The sequence below is a fragment of the Streptomyces sp. SID5643 genome, assembly GCF_009872555.1.
Taxonomy (GTDB): domain Bacteria; phylum Actinomycetota; class Actinomycetes; order Streptomycetales; family Streptomycetaceae; genus Streptomyces; species Streptomyces iakyrus.
Genome location: NZ_WWIC01000228.1, coordinates 63,130 through 75,456, shown reverse-complemented (window position 1 = coordinate 75,456; position 12,327 = coordinate 63,130). Strand labels below are relative to the sequence as shown.

Here is a 12,327-nt window from a genome sequence, read left to right as displayed (position 1 = left end):
GGCGTCCGGGGCGGGCCGGGGGTGGTGGAGGGGGCCGGGAGGGCAGCGGTGCCGGTGCGGGCGCCGGAGGCTCCCGGCGAGGAGGCCGCGTCGGGGCCGGAGGGGAGGGGCAGGGCAGCGGTGCCCGTGCCGGAGCCGGCCGGGTGGGCGGCCGGCGTGAAGTCCCGCGGGAGGGCCGTCACGGTTGAGCCGGGCTCTTCGCCCCGGTCCCAGCAGACCCCGGCCACGAGCAGCACCGAGACGGCCACCACGACCGTCCGTGTCAGCCGGTAGGCACGGGTCCGGAACCAGGGCCTGCGGCCTCGCCCGGACCACCCGCCGGGCACGCCGGCTGCCGTCGCGTACCGCCCGCCCGGGAAGACGCCGGAATCCCACCGGGCGACGGGGGCCGCGGCGAACCTGTCCCCACGCCGGGTCCCCGGGGGCGGGGCCACGACAGACCTGCCCCCGCGCCGCCCCGACGACCCACGGACGGAATCAGAACCACCCCCGCGCCGCCCCGACGACCCACGGACGGAATCAGAACCACCGCCACGCCGCCCCGACGACACACGGGCCGCACCAGAACGACCCCTCCCCCGCCCCAGAACAGCGTCGGCAGACCCGGAACCCGACCGGAACCCCGGACCGGCGACAACACCCCGCCGGTCCTCCGACGCCGCAGCCGGACCCGCTCCGCCCCCACGCCGCCCCGACAACCCACGGGCAGGGTCAGAACCACCCCTACTCCACCCTGACGACCCACCGGCGGAACCAGAACCACCCCCGCTCCACCCCGACGGCCCGCCGACGGAACCGGAGTCGGGTGCTCGCCGAACCGCCGGGGCGGAACCGGAGTCGGGTACTCGCCGAACCGCCGGGGCGGCGCCGGGCCGGGCGCCGCCTGCACGTCGCGGCACCGGCCCGGCGCCGGACCCGGGCGCGTCTCCGCCCCGCCCCGGCGGGGCGGAGCGATCCGCGGAACGTGGCTTACGCGGCGCCATCGGGGCGGCGGCGGAGCCGGAACCAGACCGTCCCGGCCACGGCGGCCAGGCCGACCGCGGCCGCACCGGTGACCGGCGTGAAGGCCTCACCGCGGGCGATGCCACCACCGCCCGCCGGCGGGCCGCCCACCGGCGTCGTCGGCTTCGAGGTCGGGCAGTCGACCTTGAAGACCTTGAACTTGCCCGCGCCGTGGGCCTGGTCGGTGAGCCACGTCAGCTTGTACTGCCCGTTGGGCAGATCGACGGCCGCGGTACGCCCCGCGCCGGTCGCGTCCGCGGTGAAGCTGCCCGTGCGGGTGGCGCCGCCCGGGACCTCGGGCTGGGTCTGGATGGTCCAGTTGACCTTCTCGCCCGCGTCGAAGTTGAACGCGGCGAGGTAGAAGTCGCAGACCTTCGGGTCGTTGCGCTGGTTGGCCGCGGCCGTCGTGCTGGCGTGGATCTTGACGTCTCCGTTGTCCCCCGGGATGGGGGCGGCGACGGCGGACACCCCGCTCAGGGCGGTCCCTGCGAGGGTGAGGGCGGCGACGACGGCGGTGCGGGTGCCGGCACGACGCGCGAGGGGTACGACGGGCATGAACATGCCTCCAAGTCAGATGATTTACATACAAACACCTCGTCACCTGACTTTCTGTCACCTCAGCGCCCAAGAGGGCGCAGCAGCGCCCTACGACGCGTCAGATATCGCTCTTCCGGCGCAGCGGCACCCGGCACCGGAAGCCCCTCCGCGCACCACGGCCCTCACCATCAGCTTCCGTCTCTGCCGCCGTCTCCGTCTCTACCGGCGGCTCCGGCTCCCCCGGCTCCCGCCGCGACCGTACGGCGACCCCCGACGACAGCAGCAACAGCACTCCCAGCATCAGGAACGGCGCCGCCACACCCGCGACTCCGGCGATCAGCCCGGCCGCGGCCGGCGCGGCGACCTGGCCGAGCCGGTTGCCGGTCAGGCGCAGGGCCAGGGCCGTGGAACGGGCGTCGTCGGGAGCGGCCTGGACGACCGTCGTCATGGACAGCGGCTGTCCGACCCCGAGGCAGAAGCCCAGCGCGACCAGCAACAGCCCGAGCGCCCACACCGGCACCGGCAGGGCGATGCCCGCGCAGAGCAGGGCCGCCAGCAGACAGGTGACCGTCAGCAACAGCGTCCGCCCCAGCAGCCGCAGCAGGGGCGTCAGCACCAGGCGGCAGGCGATCGTGGCCGCCGCGCGCAGGCTGAGCAGGACGCCGATCACGGACGGCGCGATGCCCCGGTGCTCGCCGACCACCGGGAGGTAGGCGGTCAGGATGTCGGTCGCGGACAGCACGGCGAGGCTGACGAAGATCCCCGCCGGCACCCCCCGGGTGCGCAGGATGCCCCGGACCGGGACCCGGTCGCCCTTGTCCGCGCCGGACGTGGCCGCCGTACGACGGTCCTCGATGCGCCACAGCGAGGTGAACGCCACCGCCGCCGTGGCGCCCGCCACGATCAGGGCGAGCGCGCTGCTGCCTGCCATGTCCTCGCCGCCGATCAGCGCGCCCGCGGCGATGGGGCCGACCAGCTGGCCGAGGGCGGCGCCGATGGTGAAGTGACCGAAGTTGCGGTCCTGTTCGTGGGGCGCGGACTGGCGGGCGACGAGGGACTGGGAGCCGATGACGAAGCACAGGTGCCCGAGGCCCATCACCCCGCTCCACAGAGCCATCGTCCACAGGGAACCGGCGACCCCGCTCAGGGCGCAGCCGCCGGATATGAGGACCACACCGACCGGCAGCAGGGGCGCGCAGCGGCCGTGGTCGGTGCGGCGGCCGAGGGGGACGGCCGCGAAGAGGGGCAGCAGGGCGTACACACCGGCGATCACACCGATCGCGCGCTCGTCCGCGCCCAGTGCGAGGGCCCGGTAGGAGACGGCGGGCCGGGCCATCGACACCGCCCCCTGCGCGAAGCCGAAGGCGATGACGAGGCGGAGCAGCCAGCCGCGGTTCCCACCGGGCCTCACGATGACGTCCTCCATGGAGTGGTTCAGATGATCCCGAACAGCATGCCCGCGCCGAGGATGACCAGACAGGTGAGGGCGGCCCACTTCACGACGAACCTGGTGTGGTCGCCGAACTCGACCTTGGCCATGCCGACCAGGACGTAGACGGCCGGGACGAGCGGGCTGGACATGTGCAGCGGCTGGCCGACCAGGGAGGCGCGGGCCATCTCCAGCGGGCTGACCCCATGGGCGGCTCCCGCCTCGGCGAGGACGGGCAGGACACCGAAGTAGAAGCCGTCGTTCGACATGAAGTAGGTGAGCGGCAGGCTCAGCAGGCCGGTGACGAGCGCCATGTGCGGGCCCATGCTGCCGGGGATGACGTCCACCATCCACTTGGCCATCTGGTCCACCATGCCGGTGCCCTGGAGGACGCCGGTGAAGACGGCGGCGGCGAAGACCATGCCGGAGACGTTCAGGACGTTGTCGGCATGGGCGGCCAGCCGGGCCTTCTGGTCCGGGATGTGCGGGAAGTTCACGGAGAGGACGAGCGCGGCACCGATCAGGAACAGCACCGGGATCGGCAGCCACTCCATGATCATGGCGGTGAGCAGGCCGACCGTGAGCAGCGCGTTGAACCAGTAGAGCTTGGGCCGCAGGGTGGGCCGGTTCGGGTCGAGGCCCTGGAAGTCCTCGTCGTCCGCGGAGGCGGCGGAGGCGGCGGAGCCCGTGGCATCGTCGGGAGCGTCCGTGCCGGAGCCGCTGCCGCCCGTGCCGACCTTGCGCATCGACTCCTTGCCGTCGCCGGAGCCGCCGGAGCCGACGAGGACGGTCTCGGTCTCCTTCTCCTCCTCCAGCACGTCGTCCAGGGTCAGCACGCCCAGCCGCCGGCGCTCGCGCACACCGAGCACATAGGAGAGGACGAAGACGAAGGCCAGGCCGACCAGGAGCGCAGGGATCATCGGGACGAAGATGTCGCTGGCGTCGAGCTTCAGCGCGGTCGCGGCGCGGGCCGTCGGGCCGCCCCACGGGAGGGTGTTCATCACGCCGTTGGCCATGGCGGCGACACCGGTCATCACGACCAGGCTCATCTTCAGGCGCTTGTACAGCGGGTACATCGCCGAGACGGTGATCATGAAGGTCGTCGAGCCGTCGCCGTCCAGCGACACGATCGCGGCGAGCAGGGCGGTGCCCACGACGATCCGCATCGGGTCGGCTTTGCAGAATTTGAGAATGCCGCGGACGATCGGGTCGAAGAGACCGACATCGATCATCACGCCGAAGTAGACGATCGCGAACATGAGCATCGCCGCGGTGGGGGCGAGGTCGGTCACGCCGTCGAGGACGTAGTCGCCGAGCTGGGCGCCCTTACCGACGAACACGCAGAACAGCGCGGGAATCAGCACGAGCGCCGCGATCGGCGACATCTTCTTCATCATGATCAGGACCAGGAAGGTCGCGATCATGGCGAAGCCGAGGATGGTCAGCATGAGTTGATACCTAACGTTCGCCCTTGAACATCCCACCAGGGCCGGCGGTGTCCGAGACGTTAGGTGCGTTCAAGCAGCGTTAACAAGACGTTGACGTGCGAGCAATAAGCGCAAAACTGCTGGTCACAGCTTTGCTCAGGTCAGAGCGGTGAGCTTTTCGGTCACGGCGGACGCTTCCGGACCCGTCTCGGGGGCCACCTCGACCGGCACTCCGTTGAGGACCGCGTTGCCCGACAGCGGGTCGAGCAGACGGCCGTCGAGGAGCTGGTTGACGTTGACGCCGGGGTCCGTGGAGGCGTGGCTGAGGCGGGTGCCGGGGCGGTTGTGGCCCCAGCCGTGCGGCAGGCTCACCACGCCCCGGCGGATCGTGTCGGTGACCTCCGCGGGCGCGGTGACCTCTCCCCCGGCGCCCTTCACGCGCACGGCGGCCCCGTCCGCGACTCCGAGCCGTTCGGCGTCCTCGGGGTGGATGTGCAGCGTGCAGCGGTTGGAGCCGCCGGTGAGGGCGGGCACGTTGTGCATCCAGCTGTTGTTGGAGCGCAGATGGCGGCGGCCGACCAGGACGAGTCCCTCGGGGCGTTCGGCCAGGGCCGCGCGCAGGCGGGGCAGGTCGTCCGCGATCGGGCCGGGCAGCAGCTCGACCCGGCCGCTGCGGGTCTTCAGGGGCTGCGGGAGGCGGGGTTCGAGCGGGCCGAGGTCGATGCCGTGCGGGTGCGCGAGGAGCTTGTCCAGGCTGAGGCCGTCCGGCCGTACGCCGAAGCCGTCGCCGTAGGGGCCGAGGCGCAGCATCATGTCGAGCCGCCGCTCGGGGCCGGTGTCGCCGGTGAGCCGGGCGGCGAGTTCGCTCGGATCAGCGCCGTGGACCGGCGAGTGCGGCTCGGTGACCGCCTTGCCGAGGGTCTGGTCGATGACCATCCGGTCGACGGCTGCCGGGTCCGCTCCGTGCATGCCCGTGACGGCCAGGATCAGCCGCGCCAGGATCTCCGTCTCCGCCATGCGGCCCGGCTCCAGCGGGACGGCCGGGCGGGTGTAGCGGACCTGGTTGCGCACGGCGAAGGTGTTGAAGGCGAAGTCGTGGTGCGGGCTCTGGGAGGGCGGGGGCGGGGGCAGGACGACGTCGGCGTGGCGTGAGGTCTCGTTGAGGTAGGGGTCGACGCTGACCATGAAGTCGAGCGAGTCGAGCGCCTTGTCGAGCCGGTCGCCGTCGGGCGCGGACAGCACGGGGTTGGCGGCGACGGCGATCAGCGCGCGCACCGGCTCGCCCTGCTCGGTGGCGGTGTCGATCTCCTCCGCGAGGGCGGAGAGGGGCAGTTCGCCCTTCGCCTCGGGATGCCGGCTCACCCGGGAGTGCCAGCGCCCGAGGGCGAAACCCCGGCCGGGTCCGGCGGGGCGCGGGGGCTTGTCGGTGGCGGCCTGCGGGAAGAGCGCGCCGCCGGGCCGGTCGAGGTTGCCGGTGAGGATGTTGAGGACGTCGACGAGCCAGCTGGCCAGGGTGCCGTGCGGGACGGTGCAGCTGCCGATCCGGCCGTAGACGGCGGCGGCCGGGGCGGCGGCCAGGTCGCGGGCGAGGGCCCGGATCGCGTCCGCCTCGACGTCACAGGCCTCCGCGACGGCTTCGGGGGTGAACTCCCGGATGGCATCCGCCAGTTCCTCGACGCCTTGGACGTACGGGGCCGGCTCCGTCAACCCCTCCTCGAAGAGCACCTGCGTCATCGCGGCCAGCAGCAGGGCGTCGGTGCCGGGCCGGACGGCGATGTGCCGGTCGGCGAGCTTTGCGGTGCGGGTGCGCCGCGGGTCGATCACCACGAGGGTGCCGCCCCGGGCCTTGAGTGCCTTCAGCTTGCCCGGGAAGTCGGGGGCGGTGCACAGACTGCCGTTGGACTCCAGCGGGTTGGCGCCGATCAGGAGCAGATGGCCGGTGCGGTCGAGGTCGGGAACGGGGATGGCGTTCGCGTCGCCGAAGAGCAGGCCGCTGGAGACGTGCTTGGGCATCTGGTCGACCGTGGACGCGGTGAAGACGCTGCGGGTGCCGAGGCCGGCGAGCAGGACGGGCGGGTAGAGGGCGCCGGCCATCGTGTGCACGTTGGGGTTGCCGAGGACGACCCCGACGGAGTTGGGGCCGTGGCGCTCCACGACGGGCCGGATACCGGCGGCGACCGCGTCGAAGGCCTCCTCCCAGGTGGCCTCGCACAGCTCGCCGTCCCGCCGCACGAGCGGCGTGCGCAGCCGGTCGGGGTCGGAGTCGACCGCTCCGAAGGAGGCGCCCTTGGGGCAGATGAACCCCTGGCTGAAGACGTCCTCCCGGTCGCCGCGGGCGTGGGTGACGCGCGTCCCCTCGATGGTGAGGGCCAGGCCGCAGGTGGCCTCGCACAGGGGGCAGATACGCAGGGCGGTGCGGGACACGGGTCCTCCCGGGGCGGCGGCTACGGTGACGCGCTGACCCGACCGAGCATACCGACCGGTATGCATCTCGGGGAGGGCCTGGCGGAAGCCGGGGCGGGAGCGAGGTCAGTCGAGGGCGCGGGCCAGATAGGCACGCAGCATCTCCCTGGCCTCCTGGATGATCCGCTCGTCCCCCTCCGGTGCGACCCGGAACGCCAGGTGTACGAGGGTGTCGGCGGTCTCGACGGCGACGAGGAAGACCCGGCGCAGATCCTCGTCCGGTTCGCGGTCGAGGTGGCCGGAGAGGAGTCCGGTGAGACGGTCGGCGACGCGGTGGTTGGGTTCGGCGTGGCGGGAGCCGACCGGGATCTGGTTGCCGAAGTCGACGAGCGAGAAGCCGGGCGCGGTGCGCTTCATCTCCAGGTACTCGTCGAGCACGGCGTCCATGGCCGTGCGCCAGCCCCCGCCCTCGCCGGCCTGCCGCAGGCGCTGGGTGACGCGCTCGGAGTACCGCTCCAGGTTGCGCTGCGCCAGCGCGTCGGCCATCTGGCGCTTGTTGCCGAAGAAGCGGTAGACGGAACCGATCGGGACCGATGCCCGCTCGGCGACGGCACGGGTGCTCAGGGCGTCGTAGCCGACCTCGTCGAGGAGATCGGCACAGGCGTCGAGGATCCTGGTGAGGCGTTCGGCACTGCGCCGCTGCACAGGCGCACGACGGAGCGATGTCGCGTGGGGCACGGGCTTCATGATGCCCCTCGGGCGCGGTTCGGTGAACCCCGCCCCCCGCTGTCCGCGCCCTCCGTGCGGGCCTTGCGCCGGGAGGACGCGTCCGGTGTCATCCCCGGTCCGGGCTCCGACGCGGTGACGTCGGCGGTGCTCTCCACGGGCTTGCCGTCCACGGCCCACACGGTGCCGTCGTCGGCACAGAGGCGGGCCGTGACGCGGTGCGTGCCGCGCGGGACGAGGCGGGCGTCGAGCCGGTAGGCGGGGGCGCGGAGCCGGGCGACGGGACGGCCGTCGACATAGAGGCGCGCGAGCCCCCGCCCGGCCACCGCGCGGGCCGGCGCGCCGGTCGGCGAGAAGCGGAAGTTGCGCACGGTCAGGCGGACGTCCCAGCCGCCGGCCGCGTCGGGCTGCACCTCGATGCCGACGCCGGGGGCGTCCTCCTGTCCGACCTCACGAAGGGGCCGGCCCTCCGGGCCCCGGTCCTCCAGGATCTTGCCCACCGGGGCGGGCGACGCACCGCCCTCCCCGGCGCCATCGGTGCCACAGCCCGCAGAGCCGGCCAGAAGGAGGACACAGACCGCGAGCGCGGCCAAAGGTTTCCGTGTCCACGACATGCCCGTGAGCGTAGAACACACGTCCGGCCCGGCGGATCATTCTCAAGTCGGGTTCAGGTCATCCGTCGAGAGGAGGGGCGTGCCCCTCTTGCGTTGGGGAAAACGCAATCCTACGGTGCTCCATAGGAATCAAACGGCAAGGGAGCAGCGATCATGGGCGATGGGGGCACCCCCCGCGCGAGCGGGTTCGAGCGCGGGGAAGCGCGGAAGACCGCCGAAGGGCTGACCTACCTCTCCGGCTTCGGCAACGAGCACAGCTCGGAAGCCGTCCCGGGCGCACTGCCCGAGGGCCGCAACTCGCCCCAGCGAGCCCCGCTCGGGCTGTACGCGGAGCAGCTGAGCGGTTCGGCGTTCACCGAGCCGCGGGCGCACAACCGCCGCTCGTGGCTGTACCGGATCCGCCCGTCGGCCGCGCATCCGGCGTTCACCCGGACCCAGAACGGCTCGGTCCGCACCGCCCCCTTCAACCAGACCGTGCCCGACCCCAACCGCCTGCGCTGGAACCCGCTGCCCGACCCGGCGCCGGAGACGGACTTCCTGGCGGGCCTGTGGACCCTGGGCGGCAACGGCGACGCCACCCAGCGCACCGGCATCGCCGTCCACCTCTACGCGGCCAACGTCTCGATGGACCGGGTGTTCAGCGACGCCGACGGCGAGCTGCTGATCGTCCCGGAGCGCGGCGGGCTACTGCTCCGTACGGAGTTCGGTCTGCTGCATGTGGAACCGGGACATGTCGCCTTGATCCCGCGTGGTGTCCGCTTCCGTGTGGAGCTGCTGGATGATTCCGCCCGCGGGTATGTGTGCGAGAACTACGGCGCGCCCTTCCGCCTCCCCGACCTGGGACCGATCGGCGCCAATGGGCTCGCCAACCCCCGGGATTTCCGCGCCCCGGTCGCCGCGTACGAGGACGTCGAGGGACCGGTGGAGGTGGTGAACAAGTTCTGCGGCAACCTGTGGACGGCCACCTACGACCACTCCCCCCTCGACGTGGTGGCCTGGCACGGCAACCATGTGCCGTACGTCTACGACCTGCGCCGCTTCAATGTGCTCGGCACCATCACCTACGATCACCCGGACCCGTCGATCTTCACGGTGCTGACCTCCCCGTCGGACACCCCGGGCCTGGCGGGTGTCGACTTCGTGGTGTTCGCGCCGCGCTGGCTGGTCGGCGAGGACACCTTCCGGCCGCCGTACTTCCACCGGAACGTGATGAGCGAGTACATGGGCCTGATCGAGGGTGCGTACGACGCGAAGGCGGAGGGCTTCGTGCCGGGCGGCGGCTCGCTGCACAACATGATGTCGGCGCACGGCCCGGACCGGGAGACGTTCGACCGGGCGAGCGCCGCCGAGCTGAAGCCCCAGAAGATCGACGACGGCCTGGCCTTCATGTTCGAGACGCGCTGGCCGGTGACCCTCACCCCGCACGCGGCCCGGTCCGAACACCTCCAGCAGCGCTACGACGACGTGTGGCAGGGCCTTCAGCGGCACTTCCGCCCCTTGCACTGATCATTTCCTGACGGTACGGATGGCCCGTGACCTCCTTCGCCCCGGACTCCATCGTCCTCAACCGCAAGCTGCCGCTCTGGTACCAGGTCTCGCAGTCGCTGCGCGCCTCGATCCTCGGCCGCTCGCCCCAGGACCCGCTGCGGCTGCCCACGGAGGAGCAGTTGGCGGGGCACTACGGAGTGAGCGTGCTGACGATGCGGCAGGCGCTGAAGGAGCTGGAGGACGAAGGGCTGATCACGCGTCACCGGCGGCGGGGCACGTTCATCGAGCCGGACGCGCGCAGGGGCTCCCCGGTGCGGCTGCTCGGCTCGGTGGACGCGATCGTGGCCCAGCAGTCCGGCATGACGACCGCACTGCTGGACCACGGCAGCGCGCCCGTCCCCGCCGGCCTCGGCGAGTTCTTCCCGGACGTGCGGGAGGTCGCGACGTATCACCGGCTGCGGAGCGACGAGAAGACCGGTGAGCCGACCAATCACGCCCGCAACTACGTGCGGCCCGAACTGGCCGAGCGGATCGACCTGGACGACCTCCTCCGGTGGCCCATGACCAAGGTGCTGCGCGACGTGGTGGGGGCGGACATCAGCCGCATCACGGATACGGTGGAGGCGCGGCTCGCCGACCCGGAGACCTCGAACCTTCTCCAAGTCCCCCTGCTGAGCCCGATCCTGCACTACACGGGCGTGACCTACGACACCGCGGGACGGGTCCTCGACGCGGCGGTCATCCACTACCGGGGCGACCGGTTCTCCTTCACGGTGACCCTGGAAGCCACCTGACCCGCGCGCCGCCGCCAGGTCGTACGATGCCCAGCGTGACGCACGACGACGCTCCGCTGCTGGCGGACCTCATGCCGTGGTCCGTCGCACCGCCGCGGCTCGGCCGGGGCTGGCCGACGGCGCCCGACGCGGCGTCCCTCAAGGCCCGCTGGGACGCCTTGGTGAAGGCCGAGGGGCCCGACCGCGAGACCCTGTTCGAGCCGAGCCGCTCGCGCACGCTGCACACGGCGGTCGGACAGCTGCCCGGCCGGACCGGCAGCGGCACGGAGAAGCTGGTGCGCGCCTCGGGGCCCTGCCCGGAGCCGGAACGCGTCCTGCTCGCGCCCTACGACGAGCAGTGGCTGATCCCCGACCAGCGGCTGATCGACGCGGCCCGCCCGGAGCTGTGGCGGGTGACGGACGAACGACAGGTCTTCGTGGTGGAGACGCCCGGGGCCACCCCGCCCCTGCTCGCCACCTCACTGCTCCCGCTGCTGCGCCCCGGCCGGATCCGCCCGCTGTTCCGCCGCCCGGGCGGCCACGAGCCGAACCTGGCTCCCGGTCTGCTGGAGCACCTTGCCGCCCGCCTGGGCGGCACCCCGACGCCGCTGGACGTACTGGCCTGGATCACGGCCACGGCCCGCCCGGACCTCACCGTGCCGCTCACCGCGGACGCCGGCGCATGGGAGCGGGGTCTGGAGCTGGGCCACCGGATGCTGTGGCTGATGCGCCGTGACGGCGAACGCCCGAAGCTCCCCGGCGGCCGCCGCCCCTACGTCCGCGCCCCGCTGCCCTCCCGGCCCGTGATGCTGCACTACGACCGGGACGAGGAGGCCCTGTTCCTGGACGAGGGGCGCATCTCCCCGGTGCCGCCGGAGGCCTGGGACTTCGAGGTGGGCGGAGTACGCGTCCTTCAGCAGTGGTTCGCGGCCCGCGTCGCCGTCGCCGAGCCCGGTACGCTGGCGGCGATCCGCCCCGCGACCTGGCCCCAGGCCTGGACGTCGGAGCTGCTGGAGCTGATCGCCGTCCTCGCGCTCCTCGCCGAACTGAGGCCCCTGGAGGGGCCGGCCCTTCCCGACCCGGTCACGGCGACGGAGCTGCGCACGGCGGGCGTCCTCCCCGTGCCGGGCACGGCCCGCCGGCCCGCGTCGGTACTGGAGGGCCCCGAGGAGGGCCCGGAGGGTCAACTGGCGCTGCTCTAGCGGAGGTCGGGGTCGAAGGCGTCCAGGACGCGTTCGAGGGCCCGCCTGAACACCGCCTCCAGGTCGACGGGTCCGCTCTGCTCCGTGAAGGCCGCGGTCAGCCGCGGATACGCGCCGGTGGCGATCTGGCTGCCCAGATAGGCCATGCGGACCGCGTTCTCCTCCTCCGCCGACCACGGCATCGCGCGGGTGCGTTCGGCGGTCGCGATCTCATTGCCCGTGTACGTCGTCACCACCCCGTTGAGCAGCGCGATCAGCTCCGTCTTCGTGCCGGACGGCGCATCGAGCGGTTCGAGGCAGGCCAGGCAGTGCTCCAGGTAGCGCAGGGTGCTGGGGCTGAAGCCGAAGACCCCCGGCATCAGGCGCGGCACCCAGGTGTGGCGGTACATGATGGCGCGCGTCTCCTCCGCGTTGCGGAGCATGTCGGCGCGCCAGTCGCCCGAGGGTTCGAACATCTCGTGCTCGGCGCCGATGGCGTCGATCATCAGCTCGTACAGGTCCTCCTTGCGGGGGACGTAGTTGTACAGCGACATCGTGCCGCAACCCAGCTCCGCCGCGACCTGCCGCATGGTGACCCCGTCCAGCCCCGACGCGTCGGCGATCCGCACCGCCGCCGCCGCGATGTCGGCGCGGGTGAACGCCGGTTTCGGCCCACGGCCGGTGCGCTCGGGGCGCGCCCAGATCACTTCGGGTACGGCCGCTCGGTCCGCCATCGATCATCACCTC

General features: G+C 72.6%; 10 protein-coding genes and 1 pseudogene. 3 read left to right on the top strand and 8 right to left on the bottom strand.

Going from position 1 to position 12,327, the window contains the following annotated elements; genetic code table 11:
- From GTY56_RS26025 to GTY56_RS25995, 7 genes and pseudogenes are all read right to left on the bottom strand, one after another.
- Positions 1 to 251: pseudogene (locus GTY56_RS26025) on the bottom strand (hypothetical protein); the annotation flags it as partial.
- Between the two features lie 718 nt (positions 252 to 969).
- Positions 970 to 1,557, bottom strand: a complete 588-nt coding sequence (locus GTY56_RS26020) for a hypothetical protein (protein ID WP_375136698.1) — start codon at positions 1,555 to 1,557, stop codon at positions 970 to 972.
- 100 nt (positions 1,558 to 1,657) lie between these two features.
- A complete protein-coding gene (locus tag GTY56_RS26015) occupies positions 1,658 to 2,950 on the bottom strand; it encodes an MFS transporter (protein WP_161367749.1) in 1,293 nt (430 codons plus the stop codon).
- Positions 2,951 to 2,973: 23 nt separating this feature from the next.
- Positions 2,974 to 4,416, bottom strand: a complete 1,443-nt coding sequence (locus GTY56_RS26010) for a CitMHS family transporter (protein WP_161367748.1) — start codon at positions 4,414 to 4,416, stop codon at positions 2,974 to 2,976.
- Positions 4,417 to 4,551: 135 nt separating this feature from the next.
- Complete coding sequence (locus GTY56_RS26005; protein WP_161367747.1) at positions 4,552 to 6,819, bottom strand: molybdopterin-dependent oxidoreductase; 2,268 nt, start codon at positions 6,817 to 6,819, stop codon at positions 4,552 to 4,554.
- 105 nt (positions 6,820 to 6,924) lie between these two features.
- The gene (locus GTY56_RS26000) at positions 6,925 to 7,545 is read right to left on the bottom strand and encodes a TetR/AcrR family transcriptional regulator (protein ID WP_161367746.1); all 621 of its coding nucleotides are present in this window, start codon (positions 7,543 to 7,545) and stop codon (positions 6,925 to 6,927) included.
- Positions 7,542 to 8,138: a hypothetical protein gene (locus tag GTY56_RS25995; protein WP_161367745.1), complete on the bottom strand. Its 597-nt coding sequence runs from the start codon at positions 8,136 to 8,138 to the stop codon at positions 7,542 to 7,544. Before GTY56_RS25995 ends, GTY56_RS26000 begins: the two co-directional genes overlap by 4 nt.
- Before the next feature lie 153 nt (positions 8,139 to 8,291).
- On the opposite strand from GTY56_RS25995, the gene hmgA reads away from it, so the two are divergent.
- The 3 genes from hmgA to GTY56_RS25980 are packed head-to-tail and all read left to right on the top strand — an operon-like array spanning position 8,292 to position 11,601.
- On the top strand, positions 8,292 to 9,644 hold the full coding sequence (hmgA, locus tag GTY56_RS25990; protein ID WP_161367744.1) for a homogentisate 1,2-dioxygenase: 1,353 nt from the start codon (positions 8,292 to 8,294) through the stop codon (positions 9,642 to 9,644).
- Positions 9,645 to 9,670: 26 nt separating this feature from the next.
- Positions 9,671 to 10,420 (top strand): UTRA domain-containing protein, encoded by a 750-nt coding sequence (locus tag GTY56_RS25985; RefSeq protein ID WP_161367743.1) that lies wholly within the window; start codon positions 9,671 to 9,673, stop codon positions 10,418 to 10,420.
- Between the two features lie 26 nt (positions 10,421 to 10,446).
- Positions 10,447 to 11,601, top strand: coding sequence for a type ISP restriction/modification enzyme (locus tag GTY56_RS25980; RefSeq protein WP_161367742.1), 1,155 nt, complete (start codon positions 10,447 to 10,449; stop codon positions 11,599 to 11,601).
- Here the strand turns inward: GTY56_RS25980 and GTY56_RS25975 are convergent.
- Positions 11,598 to 12,314, bottom strand: coding sequence for a TetR/AcrR family transcriptional regulator (locus GTY56_RS25975; protein WP_161367741.1), 717 nt, complete (start codon positions 12,312 to 12,314; stop codon positions 11,598 to 11,600). The genes GTY56_RS25980 and GTY56_RS25975 overlap by 4 nt on opposite strands.
- Positions 12,315 to 12,327 lie beyond the last annotated feature (13 nt).

Excerpts from the sequence above, each read along its gene's own strand:
- hmgA (WP_161367744.1), top strand. The coding sequence starts at position 8,292 with ATGGGCGATGGGGGCACCCCCCGCGCGAGCGGGTTCGAGCGCGGGGAA.
- GTY56_RS25995 (WP_161367745.1), bottom strand. The coding sequence starts at position 8,138 with ATGTCGTGGACACGGAAACCTTTGGCCGCGCTCGCGGTCTGTGTCCTC.
- GTY56_RS25975 (WP_161367741.1), bottom strand. The coding sequence starts at position 12,314 with ATGGCGGACCGAGCGGCCGTACCCGAAGTGATCTGGGCGCGCCCCGAG.
- GTY56_RS26010 (WP_161367748.1), bottom strand. The coding sequence starts at position 4,416 with ATGCTGACCATCCTCGGCTTCGCCATGATCGCGACCTTCCTGGTCCTG.
- GTY56_RS26020 (WP_375136698.1), bottom strand. The coding sequence starts at position 1,557 with ATGCCCGTCGTACCCCTCGCGCGTCGTGCCGGCACCCGCACCGCCGTC.
- GTY56_RS25980 (WP_161367742.1), top strand. The coding sequence starts at position 10,447 with ATGCCCAGCGTGACGCACGACGACGCTCCGCTGCTGGCGGACCTCATG.
- GTY56_RS26000 (WP_161367746.1), bottom strand. The coding sequence starts at position 7,545 with ATGAAGCCCGTGCCCCACGCGACATCGCTCCGTCGTGCGCCTGTGCAG.